This window comes from Streptomyces sp. SGAir0957 (assembly GCF_043523415.1).
In genome coordinates this window covers 870,566-887,632 of record NZ_CP027293.1, presented here as the reverse complement: position 1 = coordinate 887,632, position 17,067 = coordinate 870,566, and the positions used below count along the sequence as shown (strand labels likewise).

Annotated in this window: 13 protein-coding genes; 11 read left to right on the top strand and 2 right to left on the bottom strand. The window is 71.7% G+C overall.

Annotated elements, in window-relative coordinates; translation table 11 throughout:
- Positions 1-17: 17 nt before the first annotated feature.
- Positions 18-1,211, bottom strand: a complete 1,194-nt coding sequence (locus C1N81_RS09235; protein ID WP_394428260.1) for an ROK family transcriptional regulator — start codon at positions 1,209-1,211, stop codon at positions 18-20.
- A 237-nt stretch (positions 1,212-1,448) separates the two neighbouring features.
- On the opposite strand from C1N81_RS09235, the gene C1N81_RS09230 reads away from it, so the two are divergent.
- Both C1N81_RS09230 and C1N81_RS09225 read left to right on the top strand, forming a co-directional pair.
- On the top strand, positions 1,449-2,924 hold the full coding sequence (locus tag C1N81_RS09230) for a sulfatase-like hydrolase/transferase (RefSeq protein WP_394437827.1): 1,476 nt from the start codon (positions 1,449-1,451) through the stop codon (positions 2,922-2,924).
- Positions 2,925-2,929: 5 nt separating this feature from the next.
- Positions 2,930-4,261, top strand: coding sequence for a family 43 glycosylhydrolase (locus C1N81_RS09225; RefSeq protein ID WP_394428259.1), 1,332 nt, complete (start codon positions 2,930-2,932; stop codon positions 4,259-4,261).
- Positions 4,262-4,288: 27 nt separating this feature from the next.
- Here C1N81_RS09225 and yicI read toward each other — a convergent pair whose 3' ends face one another.
- Positions 4,289-6,520 (bottom strand): alpha-xylosidase, encoded by a 2,232-nt coding sequence (yicI, locus tag C1N81_RS09220; RefSeq protein WP_394428258.1) that lies wholly within the window; start codon positions 6,518-6,520, stop codon positions 4,289-4,291.
- A 311-nt stretch (positions 6,521-6,831) separates the two neighbouring features.
- Between yicI and C1N81_RS09215 the strand changes: the two genes are divergently transcribed.
- From C1N81_RS09215 to C1N81_RS09175, 9 genes are all read left to right on the top strand, one after another.
- A complete protein-coding gene (locus C1N81_RS09215) occupies positions 6,832-8,106 on the top strand; it encodes an ABC transporter substrate-binding protein (protein ID WP_394428257.1) in 1,275 nt (424 codons plus the stop codon).
- Positions 8,107-8,244: 138 nt separating this feature from the next.
- Complete coding sequence (locus tag C1N81_RS09210; RefSeq protein ID WP_394428256.1) at positions 8,245-9,066, top strand: carbohydrate ABC transporter permease; 822 nt, start codon at positions 8,245-8,247, stop codon at positions 9,064-9,066.
- Between the two features lie 5 nt (positions 9,067-9,071).
- Positions 9,072-9,914: a carbohydrate ABC transporter permease gene (locus C1N81_RS09205; RefSeq protein ID WP_394428255.1), complete on the top strand. Its 843-nt coding sequence runs from the start codon at positions 9,072-9,074 to the stop codon at positions 9,912-9,914.
- A 12-nt stretch (positions 9,915-9,926) separates the two neighbouring features.
- Positions 9,927-11,303 (top strand): GH1 family beta-glucosidase, encoded by a 1,377-nt coding sequence (locus C1N81_RS09200; RefSeq protein WP_394428254.1) that lies wholly within the window; start codon positions 9,927-9,929, stop codon positions 11,301-11,303.
- A 147-nt stretch (positions 11,304-11,450) separates the two neighbouring features.
- Complete coding sequence (locus C1N81_RS09195) at positions 11,451-11,888, top strand: DUF6299 family protein (RefSeq protein ID WP_394428253.1); 438 nt, start codon at positions 11,451-11,453, stop codon at positions 11,886-11,888.
- Positions 11,889-12,544: 656 nt separating this feature from the next.
- Positions 12,545-14,788, top strand: a complete 2,244-nt coding sequence (locus C1N81_RS09190) for a LuxR C-terminal-related transcriptional regulator (RefSeq protein ID WP_394428252.1) — start codon at positions 12,545-12,547, stop codon at positions 14,786-14,788.
- A gap of 22 nt (positions 14,789-14,810) precedes the next feature.
- Complete coding sequence (locus C1N81_RS09185; RefSeq protein WP_394428250.1) at positions 14,811-14,945, top strand: hypothetical protein; 135 nt, start codon at positions 14,811-14,813, stop codon at positions 14,943-14,945.
- Positions 14,945-16,183 carry a HesA/MoeB/ThiF family protein gene (locus C1N81_RS09180; RefSeq protein WP_394428248.1) on the top strand — a complete coding sequence of 413 codons (1,239 nt, stop codon included), beginning with the start codon at positions 14,945-14,947 and terminating at the stop codon, positions 16,181-16,183. Before C1N81_RS09185 ends, C1N81_RS09180 begins: the two co-directional genes overlap by 1 nt.
- A 24-nt stretch (positions 16,184-16,207) precedes the next feature.
- Positions 16,208-17,062, top strand: a complete 855-nt coding sequence (locus C1N81_RS09175; protein ID WP_394428247.1) for a class I SAM-dependent methyltransferase — start codon at positions 16,208-16,210, stop codon at positions 17,060-17,062.
- Positions 17,063-17,067: the final 5 nt, after the last annotated feature.

The following is a 17,067-nucleotide window of genomic DNA, read 5'->3' as shown; positions in this document are numbered from 1 at the left end:
GTACCTCACCGGTGACGTCACGCGTTCTCCTCGGATGCGGGCCGCGGATAGTGGGAGAGCAGGGGGGATTCGTGGAGAACGAGGGCGATGCCGCCCAGCGCGCTCCCGGTGTCGCCGAGCGTCGCCCGCCGTACGTCCACATGGCGGCGGGCCAGCGGCATCAACTGCCGGCGCAGGGCGCGTTCGACGGGTTCGAGGAGGGCGGGCCCGGCCTCGGCCAGTTCGCCGCCGACGACGATGACACCCGGGCCGACGGCGTGGCACACGGCGGCGAGGACGCCGCCGATGTCGTCGCCGACACGGGCGAGCACGTCGAGCGCGCACTGTTCGCCGGACGCGGCGGCGGCCAGGAATCCGGCGAGGTCGTCGGCGCGGCCACCGGCCTCCCGGTACCGGAACAGGACCGCGTCGAGGGAGGCACGTGTCTCCAGGCAGCCGGTGCCGCCGCAGTCGCACGGCCGCCCCGCCGGATCGACCGTGATGTGCCCGAACTCGCCGGACAGGCCGTAGCGGCCGCGGTGCAGCGCCCCGCCCACGACCAGGCCGCCGCCGACGCCGTGCGACAGGCGCAGATACAGCACGTCGCTGCTGTCCCTCGCGGCGCCCCACACCGCTTCGGCGAGCGCCGCGAGGCGGGTGTTGTTGTCCAGGACGACCGGGACACCGAACCGCTTGCGCAGCAGGTCGGGCAGGCCGTCGATGGTCCGCGCCCGGGCGTTCTCGCTGCCCGGGTCGGTGAGCGGCCCGACCACGCCGACGCCGATCGCGGTGAGCGCGTCGAGGTGGACGGCGCCCGAGGCGGCGAGCAGCCCGTCCGCGATGTCGATCCGCTCCGGCCAGGAGAGATCGGCGGCATGTGACGCGCTCGCCGAACCGATCACCTCGTGGGCGAAGTTGACCGCCGCGACATGCACGGCGCGGCGCGCGAAGTCGATGCCGACGGCCGCTCCGGCGGCCGGGTTGAGGCTGAGCTTCTCCACCGGCCGCCCGCGCTTGCGCACCTCGGCCTGCGGGGTGCCCGCGACGACCGAGCCGCTGCCGGTCAGACCCGCGACGATGTCGTGCAGCGTGGTCCGGGACAGGCCGCTGCGGGCGCCCAACTCGGCGCGGCTGAGCGGGCCGTGTCTGCGCAGCAGCTCCAGGACCGCTTGCTCGTGGCCGCGGCGCAGACGTGTCAGCGGGCCGTCGTGTTCGTGCATGGAGGACAGCATGTGAGCGCGACCTATTTTCGTCAATGACTCGAAACAAATTGTTCATATGAACGCGGCGTCACAAGTGGCCGCCCGTCCTGCCCGAGTTGACCTGCGGCCGCTTACGGTGAGGAAGCGCCCGACGTCCGCCCCCGTGATCGGCCCCGCTCGATTTATGTCCGCACTCTTGACTTAAATCGGCGCGGCGCCGGAGCATGCCCGGACCGACTGACCCGAAAGGCCCCCGTGCGCCACAACATGCTCTTCCTGATGACCGATCAGCACCGCGTCGACACCCTGGGCGCGTACGGCAACCCCCACACACGGACCCCGCATCTCGACCGGCTCGCGGAGCAGGGCACACGTTTCGACAGCTTCTACACACCCACCGCGATCTGCACCCCGGCCCGCGCCAGTCTGCTCACCGGCGCGGCGCCCTTCCGCCACAAACTGCTCGCCAACTACGAGCGGAACGTGGGGTATCTGGAAGACCTGTCCGACGGCCAGTTCACCTTCTCCGAGCAACTGCGCTCCGAGGGCTACCACCTGGGCCTGCTCGGCAAATGGCACGGCGGCGTCCGGCGCACCGCCGCCGACTACGGCTTCGAGGGCCCGGACCTGGCCGGCTGGCACAACCCCGTCGACCACCCCGACTACCTCGCCTACCTGGACGAGAACGGCCTGCCCCCGTACCGCATCACCGACCCGGTGCGCGGCACGACCCCCAACGGCAGCCCGGGCAACCTGCTCGCGGCCCGGCTCCACCAGCCGGTCGAGGCCACCTTCGAGTACTACCTGGCCACCCGCACCATCGAGATGCTGCGCCGCTTCGCCGCGCGGGAGGACGGCGGCGAGGGCGCGCCCTTCTTCCTGGCCACTCACTTCTTCGGCCCCCACCTGCCGTACATCCTGCCCGAGGCGTACTACGACCTGTACGACCCGGCGCTGGTCGAACTGCCCGCCTCAATGAGCGAGACGTTCGCGGGGAAACCCCCCGTCCAGGAGAACTACAGCAAGCTGTGGGCCTTCGACACGATGCCCCTGGAGGAGTCGCGCAAGCTGATCGCCGTCTACTGGGGTTACGTCACCCTCATCGACGAGCAGATCGGCCGCATACTCGACGCCGTAACGGAGTTGGGCCTCGACGAGCGGACGGCGGTCTTCTTCACCGCCGACCACGGCGAGTTCACCGGCGCCCACCGCCTGCACGACAAGGGCCCGGCGATGTACGAGGACATCTACCGCATCCCCGGCCTCCTCAAGGTCCCCGGCGCCCCGCAGGGGCAGGTGCGCGACGAGTTCGTCTCGCTCACCGACTGCACCGCCACCATCCTCGACCTGGCGGGCAGCGACACCGCACCGGCCGTGGACAGCCGCAGCCTGCTGCCCCTCGCGCGCGGTGAACAGCCGGAGTGGGACGAGCACCACCTCGCCGAGTTTCACGGTCACCACTTCCCCTACCCGCAGCGGATGCTGCGCACCCGGCGCCACAAGCTGGTGGTCAACCCGGAGTCGCGCAACGAGCTGTACGACCTCGAAGCCGACCCGGACGAGCTGCACAACCGCTACGACGACCCCGAAACGCTCACCGTGCGGACCGAGTTGACCCGCCGCCTGTACGACCTGCTCCGCGCGCGCGGCGACAACTTCTACCACTGGATGACACCCATGTACGACGTGGAGACGGACTACGACACGACGCTCTCCGCGTTCGAGACGACGAAGGAGAACTGACCGAGATGACCTCACCCGGTGACGGACTCGCCCTCGGCCGACGCGCGCTCATGACGGGGGTGGCGGGATCGGTGGGCGCGATCGCCCTGTCCGCGGCAACCGGCACGGCCCAGGCCGCGCCCGCCGCCCCCGAGGCGGCCAAGCGGGGGCACTATCCCGAGAACTGGCCGGCCCAGGAACTGTACGGTCGCGCGGACGCCCGCGAGGAGCTGTGGCCGCGCGACGACAACTCCTTCGTCCTGCCCCTCGAACTCCGCCCGCGCGACGAGGAGCTGGGCCGGGTCTGGATGCGGGACACGTATGTCAACTGCTTCCAGGTCGACGGCCGCCCCCTGTATGTCGCCACCGGCACCACACGTGTGCCGGGCCTCCCGGCGGCAGGACCCTGGAACGACGGCATCTTCGTATGGACCGCCCGTTCCCTGCACGGCCCGTGGAAGCTGGCCGACACCACGAAGATCCGGCCCGGCGCGGAGCGCGGAAAGGTGTGGTCGCCGGAGTTCGCCGGGGAGAACCGGCCCGGCCGCACGGTCGTCGCGCCCTGGCAGGAGTACTGGTACGACGACGGCCAGTTCGGCAAGCGCGGCAACGCGTGGGCGCCCGAGCTGCACTACTTCCGCGGCAAGTGGTACATGGTCGCGTGCATGGGCGACCACTCGATCAAGGTCGGCTCGTTCGTGCTGGTCAGCGAGGGCGGCGTCGAGGGCCCGTACCGCCTGATCGAGGGCAACCTCGACAAGCCGTTCGGCGAGTCCTTCATCGGCGGCCCTTCGTGGATCAAGCCCGGCGCGTACTTCCACATCGACGGCAGCATCTACACCGAGGGCAAGGACGCCTGGCTGGTGCTGCACAACCACCTGTACGCCAAGTTCCGCCCGGACATGGAGGACATCGAACCGGCGACGAACCTCCCGCTCTTCCAGCAGAAGTCGTACACACCCGAGCCGTACCTCGAAGGCGCCTACGTGTTCAGACACGGAGGCAAGTACTACCTGCTGCACGCCGCCTGGGACCGTACGTCGATCGACGCCTACGGCAGCCCCCGCTACGGCTACGACAACCCGGGCACCGGGCGGACCCAGTACCAGTACGACGTGGTCGTCGCCGTCGCGGACCGCTTCGAGGGTCCGTACTCCGAGCGCTGGACGGCGGGCGTCGGCGCCGGGCACAACAACTTCTTCAAGGACCGGGACGGAGAGCTCTGGGCGACCTTCTTCCGCAACCCGGCCGCCGGGTACTGGGCCGATCCGTCCCGGGTCGACGACGCGGCGGTGCCCGGCGTCGTACGCGTGGAGTGGACCGGCCCGAAGGGGAACCGCCTGTACGTCAAGCGGTAGCCCCTCCCCGGCGACGCGGTCCCGGCGTCACAGCTCCCTGAGAACGGGCGCCGGGGCCCCCTCGGACGTCTCCACCGTCATGGCACCGCCCGCGTCCGCGTCGCGTCGTACGCGGTACGCGGCGGCCTGGCGGCCGTGGTGGTCGGGGACCGTCACCGTCACGTCGTGCGCGTCCGGAGCGACGAGCAGCGTGAGCCCCTCGGTCCAGTCCCCGTCGGGCCGCCGCTCGTCCGCGCCGAGCGGGAGCACCGCGCCGGGGCGCACGTACAGCGGCAGGCTGTCGTAGCCGTGGGTCTCGCGCCGCCAGCCCGGGCCCTGCACCCTCTCGCCGGTGAGCAGATGGGTCCAGACGCCTTCCGGCAGGTAGAACTCGACCGAGCCGTCGGCCGAGAAGACGGGCGCGACGAGGAGATCGGGGCCGAGCATGTACTGGCGGTCCAGGGCGCGGCTCGTCGGGTCGGCCGGGAACTCCAGCAGCATCGGCCGCATCAGCGGCACCCCCGTCGCGTGCGCGTCGGCCGCGACCCCGTACAGGTAGGGCATGAGGCGGTGCTTGAGCTTGGTGAAGGCGCGGGCCACGTCGACCGCCTCGGCGCCGAACTCCCACGGCACCCGGTACGAGCTGGAGCCGTGCAGGCGGCTGTGGGAGGAGAGCAGCCCGAAGGCGAGCCAGCGCTTGAAGACCGCCGGGTCGGGCGTGCCCTCGAAGCCGCCGATGTCGTGCGACCAGAACCCGAAGCCGGACAGGGACAGGGAGAGCCCGCCGCGCAGGGACTCGGCCATGGCGCCGAACGAGGAGAAGCAGTCGCCGCCCCAGTGCACGGGGAACTGCTGGCCGCCCGCCGTCGCCGAACGGGCGAACAGCACGGCCTCGCCGATGGCGCGCTCCTTCTCCAGGAGCTCGAAGACGACCTGGTTGTACAGGTGCGTGTAGTAGTTGTGCATGCGCTCCGGGTCGGAGCCGTCGTGCCAGACCACGTCGGTGGGGATGCGCTCGCCGAAGTCGGTCTTGAAGCAGTCGACGCCCTGGTCGAGCAGGACCTTCAGCTTCGACTGGAACCAGGCGCACGCGTCCGGGTTGGTGAAGTCGACGAGCCCCATGCCCGCCTGCCACAGGTCCCACTGCCAGATGTCGCCGTCGGCCTTCCTGACCAGGTAGCCGTTCGCGGCGGCCTCGTCGAAGAGGGCGGACTTCTGGGCGATGTACGGATTGATCCACAGGGAGATCCGCAGGCCGCGCTCCTTGAGCCGGGCCAGCATGCCGACCGGGTCGGGGAAGACGTCCGGGTCCCAGGTGAAGTCCGACCACTGGTACTCGCGCATCCAGAAGCAGTCGAAGTGGAAGACGCTGAGCGGGATGTCCCGCTCGGCCATGCCGTCGACGAACGACGTCACCGTCTCCTCGTCGTACTGCGTGGTGAACGAGGTCGTCAGCCACAGCCCGAACGACCAGGCGGGCGGCAGCGCCGGGCGGCCGGTCAGCGCGGTGTAGCGGCGCAGCACGTCCTTCGGGGTCGGGCCCGCGACGACGTAGTACTCCAGGGTCTGGTCCTCGACGCTGAACTGCATCTGGCCGACGGCCTCGGAGCCGATCTCGTAGCTGACCCGGCCCGGGTGGTTCACGAAGACGCCGTAGGCGCCGGCGGGGGAGAGGTGCAGGCTGAACGGCACGTTCTTGTACGCCTGCTCGCTGCTGGTGCCGCCGTCGGCCTGCCACATGTCGACGCTCTGGCCGTTCTTGGCGAACGGGGTGAAGCGCTCGCCGAGGCCGTAGACCTGCTCGCCGACGCCGAGCGCGAGCTGGGCGGCCATGTGGTGCCCGCCCTCGGCGGTGGAGAAGAAGGCGGTGCCCTTGCGTCCGGCGGAGGTGACCTCGCGCCCGTCGGTGTCGCGGAAGGACAGCGTCCACGGCTCGGCCGTGTCGAGGCGCACGGACAGGGCGCCGCTGGTCAGCGAGACAACGTTGCCATCCCGGGTGACGTCCCCCGCCGGGGCGTCCGCGCCGGGCAGGGCGAAGTCGGGTCCCGGGTGCCGCTTGCCCGCGTAGTGGGTGGTGCGGACGCCGATCACCCCCTCGGCGGGGGAGAAGCACTCGGTGGTGAGCAGCGGGGAGTTGAGGGTGTCGCCGCGGCGCTCGACGCGCTTGACGGATGCGTATGCGGTGAAGCGGCCGGTGTCCGTGCGGACGTCGCGGACCTCGGTGGCGTACGAGGCCTCGACCCCGTCGCGCATCAGCCAGAAGCCGTCGGTGAACTTCATGATCTTCCCTGGGGGGCGGAGGGCGGTTCAGACCAGCATTCGACCGTACGGAGGTCGAAAGATCAAGGCATCCGAGGAAAAATTGTCGAAGCGCTTCGACAACGGGTTTCCAGGGGAAAAACCGTGCCGAGAAGGCAAGGAGCGCGGTTCAGGGTCTAGCGCTTCGACGCGCCATGGCGTATTAGTCAATGCAGAAAACAAACGCCGGGTGGCCGGGCCGCGCGCCCCTTTTCCCAGGACACGTGGACCCTCGGCGGAACACCGGAGTTCCGCCCGGGGCCGGCCGTCCCTCCCACGCAAGGGCAACCACCGTGACAGCAGTTCCCCCGCCGGACGTGCGGCGCGCCAGGCGCCGTCGCCCCGGCCGCCGGGCCCGACGAGCCGCGGCCCCGCTCACCGTTGTCTCCGTACTCGTCGCGGGAGCGGCGCTCGCGGGCTGCGGCGCACAGCGCGACGACGGCGTCTACACCGTCCTCAACTCCTCGACCGACGACTCGTACCACGGCTGGGACGCCGCGACCCTCGCCCGGTGCAGCAAGCGGCTCGGCATCCGCATCGAGCAGCAGAGCGTGCCCGCCGCGCAGGTCATGACGAAGTCGCTGCGCATGGCGTCGTCGAAGTCGCTCCCCGACGTCATCCAGTTCGACGCCTCGGAGATGCCGACGTTCGCGGAGGCGGGCGGCCTGGTCGACCTGCGCTCCCTGGGCCTGTCCACGAAGGACATCCCGGAGGGCATCGTCGACTTCGGCTCGTACAAGGGGACGTACTACGGGGCCGCGCGCACGGTGAACACGCTCGCCCTGTTCTACAACAAGGACATCCTCGACAAGGCGGGCCTCGACGCGCCCACCACCTGGGACGAGATGCGGGAGACCGCGAAGAAGCTCACCCAGGGCAAGCGGTACGGCGTCGCGCTGAGCGCGGGCGGCGCGGAGGACGGCGTCTTCCAGTTCACCCCGTTCATGTGGTCCAACGGCGGCGACGAGACGGACCTCGCGACGCCCGAGGTCGCCGGGGCGCTCGACTACTGGAAGAGCCTCCTCAAGGACGGCTCGCTGTCCAAGTCGACCGTGAACTGGACGCAGGCCGACGTCAACGACCAGTTCATGGCGGGCAACGCCGCCATGATGATCAACGGTCCGTGGCAGGTCGAGACCCTCAACACCAAGAAGAGCCTGCACTGGGAGATCGCCCAGATCCCCGTGCCGAAGGCGGGCGACGACTCGGTCGGCCCGCTCGGCGGCGCCGTCCTGACCGTCCCGAAGACCGGTGACACCGCGCGCCAGAAGACCGCCGCGAAGATCATCGGCTGTATGGCGAGCGAGAAGGAGCAGATCTCCTACGCCCGCAACAGCTGGATGGTCCCGGCCAACGAGAAGGCCGCCGCGCTCTGGCGCAAGGAAGTGCCCGAACTCGACGCCCTCGCCGACCAGGTGGCCACCGCCCGCTCCCGCACCACGAAGGTCGGCGCGCGCTGGTCGTCCGTGTCGCTTGCGCTGCAGAGCGCCTTCCAGTCGGCGCTGACCGGGCAGTCCAGCGAGGCCGCCCTGAAGAAGGCGCAGAGCCGCGCCATGAGCGGGAACTGAGGGGACTGAACCGATCATGTCGACCACCACCACGGCCCCGTCGCCGCCCCGGCCCCGGCCGCGCCCGCGAAACCGCGTGACACGCGGCGCCGCCGCAAGCTGTCGCAGTGGGGCTTCATCGTCCCCGCCGTCCTGTTCATGCTGCTGTTCTTCGGCTACCCGCTCGTGCGCAACGTCGTGATGAGCTTCCAGGACTTCTCGCCGTCCACGTTCTTCGACGGCAAGTCCCCCTTCAACGGAACCGACAACTGGAGCAAGGTCTTCCACGACGACCTCTTCGGCAAGGCGCTGTGGCACACCATCGTCTTCACGCTCGGTTCGCTGCTCGGCCAGTTCGGCATCGGGCTCGCGCTCGCCGTCTTCTTCACCAAGCGGTTCCCGCTCAACGGGCTGCTCCGCTCGCTGATCCTGCTGCCCTGGCTCGTCCCCATGGTCGTCTCCGGCATCGTGTGGCGCCGCATCCTCGACCAGGACACCGGCGTCCTCAACTCCTTCCTGGACACCCTCGGCCTCGGCGGCAGCGCCCCCTGGCTGACCAGCCCGGGCATGGCCCTGTTCTCCGTGATCATGGTGAACATCTGGATCGGCATCCCGTTCAACATGGTCATCCTCTACGGCGGACTCCAGGAGATCCCCAAGGAGCTGTACGAGGCCGCGTCCCTGGACGGCGCCTCCGCCTGGCGCACCTTCCGCTCCATCACGCTGCCCCTGCTCAAGCCCGTGATCACGGTCGTGCTCGTGCTCGGCTTCATGTCGACGGTGAAGATCCTCGACCTGATCCTCGCCCTGACCGACGGCGGCCCCGCCGACTCCACGCAGACCCTCGGCACGCTCACCTACCAGAACTCCTTCGTCCAGCTCGACTTCGGCGCGGGCGCCGTCGTCGGCAACGTGCTCATCCTGATCTCCGCCGTCTTCGCGGTGTTCTACCTGCGGGCCAACCGCACCGAGGGGAAGTGACCGGCATGGCGACCGTCTCCGAGACCGCCGGCGCGACGACCGCGCCCAAGCGCCGCTGGGGCGCCACCGTCGCCGGTGTCGTCATCCTGGCCGTGATGCTCTTCCCGCTCTACTGGATGATCAACACGGCGCTCCAGCCCGAGTCCGGGCTGCTCGAAGTGGACCCCGTCCCGCACTCGCTCGACCTGTCCGGCTTCACCTCCGCCCTCAGCGAGCAGGGCGGCCACCTGCTCACCTCGCTCGCCGTCGCCCTCGGCGCCGTCGTCATCTGCCTCGCGATCGCCGCGCCCGCCGCGTACGGGCTCGCCCAGTTCCGGCTGCGCGCGTCCCGCGCCATCGTCTTCGGCACGCTTATCACGCAGATGGTCCCGGGCATCGTCATCGCCAACGCCCTGTACAGCGCGTACGTCGATCTCGGCCTGGTCAACTCCTACTTCGGCCTGATGCTCGCCGACGCCTCGCTCGGCATCCCCTTCGCCATCGTCCTGATGCGCTCGTTCATGGTGGCGATCCCCAAGGAGGTCATCGAGGCGGCCGAGGTCGACGGCGCGGGCAAGCTGCGCACGTTCGTCCGTGTCGTGCTGCCGATGAGCCGCAACTCCCTCATCACCGCGGGTCTGTTCTCCTTCCTGTACGCGTGGAGCGACTTCATGTTCGCGCTCACGCTCAACACGACCGACGACGTCAAGCCCGTCACGCTCGGCATCTACCAGTACATCGGCGCCCACGTCGGCGACTGGGGCTCGGTCATGGCCGCGTCCGTCCTGTCCGCGATCCCCGCGGCCGTGCTGCTCGTCCTCGCCCAGAAGTACATCGCCGCCGGCATCACCGGCGGATCCGTCAAGTAAGGCTGCTCCCCCATGAACGACCTGCCCGTGTTCCCCGAAGGCTTCGTGTTCGGCGCGGCCACCGCCTCGTACCAGATCGAGGGCGCCGTCACCGAGGACGGCCGCGGCCCGTCCATCTGGGACACCTACAGCCACACGCCCGGCCGCACCGACGGCGGCGACACCGGCGACGTGGCCTGCGACCACTACCACCGCTACCCCGAGGACGTGGCGCTCCTGCGCGACCTCGGCGTGGACTCGTACCGCTTCTCCATCGCCTGGCCGCGCGTCCAGCCGACGGGGCAGGGGCCCGCGAACCAGAAGGGCCTCGACTTCTACTCGCGCCTGGTGGACGAGCTGTTGGAGGCGGGCATCGAACCCGCCGCCACCCTCTACCACTGGGACCTGCCGCAGGCCCTTGAGGACAAGGGCGGCTGGCGCGTGCGCGAGACCGCCGAGCGGTTCGGCGAGTACGCGGCGATCGTCGCCGAGCACCTCGGCGACCGCGTGCCGCGCTGGATCACCCTGAACGAGCCGTGGTGCAGCGCGTTCCTCGGCTACTCGGTCGGCCGCCACGCGCCCGGCGCGCAGGAGGGTACGGGCGCGCTGGCCGCCGCCCACCACCTGCTCGTCGGCCACGGCCTGGCGATGAAGGCGCTGCGGGCGGCCGGTGTGCGCGAGGCGGGCATCACGCTCAACCTCGACCGGAACGTGCCCGCCACCGACTCGGCCGCCGACCGCGCCGCCGTGCTCCGCGCCGACACCCAGCACAACCTCGTCTGGACCGAGCCGCTCCTCGCGGGCCGCTACCCGGCCTCCGAGGAGGACACCTGGGGCGAGCTGATCACCCGCCAGGAGTTCCGCCGCGACGGAGACCTCGACCTCATCGGCCGGCCGCTCGACTTCCTCGGGATCAACTACTACCGCCCCATCGTCGTCACCGACGCGCCCCACCGCGAGCCGGACCCGGCCACCCGCGTCGCCACCGACAACCGCTACGCGGAGGCCGGCTACCCCGACGTCCGGCGCACCGCGATGAACTGGCCGGTCGTCCCCTCGTCCTTCACGGACCTGCTGACCGACCTCAAGGCCACGTACGGCGACGCCCTGCCGCCCGTCCACATCACGGAGAACGGCTCGGCCGAGCACGATGTCGTCGCGGCGGACGGCGCGGTTCACGACGCCGACCGCGTCACCTACCTCCACGACCACCTCGCGGCGCTCCGCGCGGCCATGGACAAGGGTGTCGACGTCCGCGGTTACTACGTCTGGTCGCTCCTGGACAACTTCGAGTGGGCGCTCGGCTACGCCAAACGGTTCGGCATCGTCCGCGTCGACTACACCACGCAGGAACGCACCCCGAAGGACAGCTACCGCTGGTACCAGCGGCTCATCGCGGCACACCGCTGAGAACCGGACACAGGCCCCGAGCCACCGCCCGAGGCGGTCGAGTCCGTCAGACGCGCTACGGACTCGCCGCCGAAGGGATGACACAGGGCGACCGGAGGCCGGGTGACCGATATGAATGGAGGTTCCCGAAATCTAGGAGGATGTGCCATGTCGTCTCGGCTCCGCCCTGTCCTGGGCACGACCCTCGGTGTCTCCCTACTCCTGGCCGCTCCCGCGGCGACGGCCGCCGAACCGTCCGAGTATGTCAAGGTCGACCCGACCGGGCAGATCGCCGCGGACGGCACCGTGACCCTGTCCGGCACCTACCGCTGCGTCAACAGCACCTCCGTGACCTTCGTGTCCTCCTCCGTCGCGCAGGGCACCGGCAACACGCGCTACGGCATCGGCGGCTCCACCGCCCTGTGCGACGGCGCCGAGCACACGTGGAAGAACAGCGGCAAGGTCAACACGCTCACCGACGCGGACAAGATCAAGCCGGGTGTCGCCCACATCGAGGCCACCGTCATGGAGATGCGCATGCACGGCATCGTCCCGCTGCCGCACTTCCACGCCGTCAGCCGCCAGGACGTGACGCTGCAGGGCTGACCCGCGCCCCGTCGCACCCTGCCCGCCACGGAACCGGAACTCCCGCTTTGACCTGGTAGTTCGTCCCCCGCGCGCGCGATGAACGCGGGCCGCCCCGCCCCCGTACCCCCGGTATCGGCGCGGGCGCCCCCGCAGTCGGCGAGGCGCCCGCGGTTCGTCCATCCGGGGAGGACGCACGTGGCGCAGACATCGGAGCCTCTGATCGGCCGCGCGGCGGAGCGCCGTGTCCTCTCGCGCGCGATGGCCCGCCTCGGCGACGGGGCGGGCCAGGCGGTGGAGATCACGGGCGAACCGGGCATCGGCAAGACACGGCTGCTCGCCGAACTCGGACGGATGGCGGCGGCCGGGGGCTGCCCGGTGCGCACGGGCCGGACCCCGGACCACGCCGCGCGGGTCGTCCGGGCAAGCGCGACGGCGGCGCGGAACGCCAAGGCGTCGCGGCTCAGGCAGCGGCTCGAGTCGACCACCCCGGCGGGCGGCCTCGTCGTCCTCCTCGACGGGCTCGAACGGGCCGGCGCGGAGTGCGTCGCGACCCTCGACGCACTGTTCCGGCACCCGCCGAACGCCCCCGTCCTGTTCGCCCTCGCCTACCGGCACCGGCAGGCGCCACCCCGCTGTGCGCACTCCTCGCCACCGCGTCGACCGGCGGCCTCGCCGTGGAACGCATCGCCCTCGGGCCCCTCGCGGGCCTCGACCGGCAGGAGGCCGAACGCCTCACGGGCCCCTCGACCGGGGACTGGCGGGCCCTGTGCCGCGCGGCCGGCGGCAACCCGCTCTACCTCAAACTCCTGGCCCCCGCCGGAGCACGCGGCGGTGACGTGGGCGCCACCTTCGAGGCCGAGGTCGCCCGGGACCTCGCACGGGTCTCCGCGACGGCCCGGCAGGCTGCCCGCGCCGCCTCCGTCATCGGCACCTCCTTCACCTGCGGCCTGGTCGCGGAGGCGATCGGCGCCGACGAACTGCCCGTACTCGCAGCCCTGGACGAACTGGTCGAGGAGGACCTGGTCCGCCCGGCCACGGCGCCCCGTACCTTCGCCTTCCGCCACCCGCTGCTGCGCGACGTGATCTACCGGGGCGCCCGGCCGGGCTGGCGCGTCGCCGTCCACTCCACCGTCGCCGCGGCGCTCGCCCGCGACCGCGCGGAACCGCCGGAGCGGGCCCGCCACCTGGAGTACGCGGGCAGGGCGGGCGACGTGGAGGCCGTACGCGTGCTGGCGGACGCCGCGCACCAGGTCCGCCTGGCGGAACCGGAGCGCGCGGTCCGCTGGCTGCGGACCGCGCTGCGCCTGCTCCCCGCCGACGCCGGGCAGGAGCGGGAGACCCTCCGGCTGCGCCTGGCCCATCTGCTCGGGGCCGTGGGGCAGCTCCGGGAGAGCCGCGACCTGCTGCACACCGTGCTCGAAGGGCTGCCGTGCGAACCGCCGGGCCGCCATGCCGAAGCGGTGGCCGCCTGCGCGTTCGCCGAGCGGTCCCTCGGGCGGCGCGCGGAGTCACGCTCGCTGCTCGTGCGCGCCCTGCGGGGAGCCGCCGCCTCCGACGGCGAGGCGACGGGCATCCTCGAATTCGCGCTGGCCCGCACCGAACTGGCCGACGGCCGCGCCGCCGACTGCGCCACCCGCGCCGGTCGCGCCCTGACGGACGCCGAGCGGTCGGGCGACCGCCCCCGCGCGGCGGCCTCGCACGCGCTGCTCTCCCTGACCGGCGTCCTCACCGGGGACACCGCCACGGCCCGCGCGCACGGCGCGTCCGCCGCCGCCCACCTCGACGGGCTGCTCGACGGCCACCTGACGCGCCAGCTCGACGCCCCCGTCTGGCTCGGCTGGAGCGAGGCGCTGCTCGGGCGGCAGCGGGACGCGCTCGGCCACCTCGACCGCGCGATCGCCCTGGCCCGCGGCTCCGTACGGGACTTCGCGCTGACACACCTCCTCACGGCCCGCGCGTTCGCCGCCCAGCTGTCGGGCCTGCTCGGCGAGGCCGAGGCCGCCGCAACGGAGGCCCTCGACGTCGCCGTGCGCTGCGGCGCGCGGGAGGCCCGGTCCGGCGCCCTCGCCCTGCTCTGCCGCATCGCCGTCGCCACCGGGGACCACGAGGCCGCGCTGCGCGCCGGGGACGAGGCGCTCGACCGGCGGGCGCCGGGCGCGGAGGGCTGGTTCGGCGCGTCCGTCGTCCACGCCGTCGCGGAGGCCCGGCTCGCCACCCAGGACCCCGCGGCCTGCCTCGCCGCCGTGCGGGACGCGGGCGGCACCGGCCTCACCGACGTCGACCCGTGGTCGCGGGTCGACTGGTGCGAGCTGCTCACACGGGCCGCCCTGGACGCGGGGCGCGCTGAGATCGCCGCGTACTGGGCGGAGCGTGCCATGGACGCGGCCCGCCCCCTCGACCTGCCGGGCCGCACCGGACTCGCCCTCCTCGCCCGCGCCCACCTGCTCGCCGCCGGGCACCCGGAGAGCGCCTACGGCAGCGCGGTCGCCGCCTACGAGGGGCTGAGCGCGGCCGGGCAGGTGGTGGACGCCCACCGGGCGCGGCTGCTCGCCGCACGCGCGCTCGCGGCCGGCGGGGACGCCCGGCGCGCCGCCGCCGAACTCGTCGCCGTACAACGGGTGTTCGCCCGGTGCGGGGCCCGCGCCCTCGCCCGTACGGCGGCCACCGAACGGCGTCGCGTCCTGGGCCGCGCGGGCCGTCCCGGCGTGGGGGAGCGCGCCGTGGAGCTGCTCACCCGGCGCGAGGGAGAAGTGGCCGCCCTGGTGAGCGAAGGGCTCACCAACCGGCAGATCGCACATCGCCTCAAAGTCACCGAGAAGACCGTGCAGATGCACCTCTCGCACGCCTTCGCCAAGCTCCGCGTCCCCTCGCGCGCGGCACTGGCCAGCGCCGTCGTCCGGGCCGCCGCGGACACCTGACGGCGGCAAGAACCTGGGGTATGTGCCAATACCCGGCGCCGCCCGCGTTCCGCACTGTGGAACCTGTCGGAACTACTTCGCCGGGGAGGTGAACAGCATGTCGATCGTCCTCAAGACCCGCAAGACGAGCATCGCCGGCCGCGCCGTCGCCACCTGATGAACGTCGCGGGCGTGCGGCCGCGGCCGCACGCCCGCCCCTCACACCCACCCCACACCATCCGCTTACGGGGGACACACCATGAGCCAGAACCAGCCGGACCCGCCGCACAGGACCAAGCCACGGATCAAGCCGACCCTGCCGGTGTACCGCGTGGCTGGCCAGGTCCACATCCAGCTGCCCGGCAAGAACATCGAGATAGCCGACGCGAACGGCGCCGTCGCGAAGTTCGTCCGCCTGCTCGACGGCACCAGGACCGTGCCCGAGGTGGGCGAGGCCCTGCGCGCCGAGGGAGCCGGCATCACCGAGCACGAGGTGGAGCAGGCCGTACGGGACTTCGCCGCCGCCGGACTCCTGGAGGACGGCGCCGCGAGCCCGGCCTCGACGCCCACCACCTGGAGCGCTGGAAGCGCAATCTCGGCTTCCTGGAGAACTACGCCACCCTGGAGACCAGCAAGTACGAGCTCCAGCGCAGGATGCGCGACTACCGCGTCGTCCTCCTCGGCCTCGGCGGCGTCGGCAGCCACCTGCTGTACGACCTCGTCGGCCTCGGCGTACGCGACATCAGGGTCGTCGACTTCGACACCGTCGAACTGTCCAACCTCAACCGGCAGATCCTTTACCGCGAGGAGGACATCGGCCGCGCGAAGATCGAGGTCGCCGCCGAGCGCATCCTCGCCTACGACCCGCTCCTCAAGCTCGACACCCGCTCCACCTACATCGGCTGCGCCGAGGAGGCGCTCGCCGTCGTCGAGGGCCGTGACCTCGTCCTGTCCGCCGTCGACATGCCGAAGATGCAGGTCGTCAACTGGATCAACCAGGCCTGCGTCGAAGCGGGCGCGACACTGATCACCGGGGGAGTGGACAGCCGCCGCATCGCCTACTACACGATGATCCCGGGCGTCACCGGCTGCGTGGAGTGCTGGAAGGCGGACGTCGCCGAGCGCGACCCCGTCCTCGCCGAGCTGTACGCCACGAAGGCCGCATGGGCCGACAACCACCGCTCCGAGCCCCGGTTCCCCGAGGACATGTCGGCGTTCGGCGCGCTCGTCACGCTCTACACCGCGCATGTGCTCGCCGAGGTCGTCCGCCTCTCCACCGGCATCGCCCCCTCCACCTCGCAAGGGCGCCTGATGGAGGCGTTCTTCGACGACGCGGTACCGAGGGAGTCCGAGCGCTGGAGCCGCCGCCCCGACTGCCCGGTCTGCTCCCACCTGCCCGCCGCGGCAGCGGCCTGACCGATCGAGGGGGAGACGAACCCGATGCGTACACCCCGCGTCAGCACGCGCGCGCCCGAGGATCCCGGCCGCTGCCTCGACCGCAACCGCGACCTCTGGGACACCTGGACCGGCTTCCACGTCACCAGCGGCCATTACGACGTCCAGGGCTTCCTGCGCGGCCGCTCCACCCTGCAGCCCTTCGAACCCGCCGAACTGGGGGACGTCACCGGGCGCTCCCTCGTCCACCTCCAGTGCCACTTCGGCCTCGACACCCTCAGCTGGGCACGGCGCGGCGCCCGCGTGACCGGCGTGGACTTCTCACCGGCCGCCGTCGGCCAGGCCCGCACTCTCGCCCAGGAGGCCGATCTGCGGGCGCGGTTCCTGTGCGCCCGCGTCGACGAACTGCCCGAGACGCTCGACGGCTCCTTCGACATCGTCTACGTGTCGTTCGGCTCCGTCGTGTGGCTGCCGGACATCGCCCGGTGGGCCCGCTCGGCCGCCCGCCTCCTCGCACCGGGCGGTGTCCTGTACGTGGCCGAGTACCACCCGGTGCTGCACACCCTGGACTTCGACGACGGCGCCCGCGAACCCGTCCTGCGCTACCCGTACTTCCACCGCGCCGCGCCCATCGCCCACGAACTGCACGGCACCTACACCGACGCGTCCGACGACGTCACCGAGTCCGGCTACACCTGGGCGCACTCGCTCGGCTCGATCGTGACCGGCGTCGTCGACGCGGGCCTGCGCCTGGAGTTCCTGCACGAGTTCCCTTCCGCGCAGTTCGCCGTGCTGCCCTACCTGGAGCGGCGCGAGGACGGCCGGTACTGGCTCCCCGCGCACGTCGAGGGCGAACTGCCCCTCCTGTTCACCCTGCGCGCCGCACGGCCCGAGGGGTGAGCGGG

Excerpts from the sequence above, each read along its gene's own strand:
- C1N81_RS09205 (WP_394428255.1), top strand. The coding sequence starts at position 9,072 with ATGGCGACCGTCTCCGAGACCGCCGGCGCGACGACCGCGCCCAAGCGC.
- yicI (WP_394428258.1), bottom strand. The coding sequence starts at position 6,520 with ATGAAGTTCACCGACGGCTTCTGGCTGATGCGCGACGGGGTCGAGGCC.
- C1N81_RS09175 (WP_394428247.1), top strand. The coding sequence starts at position 16,208 with ATGCGTACACCCCGCGTCAGCACGCGCGCGCCCGAGGATCCCGGCCGC.
- C1N81_RS09200 (WP_394428254.1), top strand. The coding sequence starts at position 9,927 with ATGAACGACCTGCCCGTGTTCCCCGAAGGCTTCGTGTTCGGCGCGGCC.
- C1N81_RS09210 (WP_394428256.1), top strand. The coding sequence starts at position 8,245 with ATGCTGCTGTTCTTCGGCTACCCGCTCGTGCGCAACGTCGTGATGAGC.
- C1N81_RS09230 (WP_394437827.1), top strand. The coding sequence starts at position 1,449 with ATGCTCTTCCTGATGACCGATCAGCACCGCGTCGACACCCTGGGCGCG.
- C1N81_RS09195 (WP_394428253.1), top strand. The coding sequence starts at position 11,451 with ATGTCGTCTCGGCTCCGCCCTGTCCTGGGCACGACCCTCGGTGTCTCC.
- C1N81_RS09235 (WP_394428260.1), bottom strand. The coding sequence starts at position 1,211 with ATGCTGTCCTCCATGCACGAACACGACGGCCCGCTGACACGTCTGCGC.
- C1N81_RS09225 (WP_394428259.1), top strand. The coding sequence starts at position 2,930 with ATGACCTCACCCGGTGACGGACTCGCCCTCGGCCGACGCGCGCTCATG.
- C1N81_RS09180 (WP_394428248.1), top strand. The coding sequence starts at position 14,945 with ATGAACGTCGCGGGCGTGCGGCCGCGGCCGCACGCCCGCCCCTCACAC.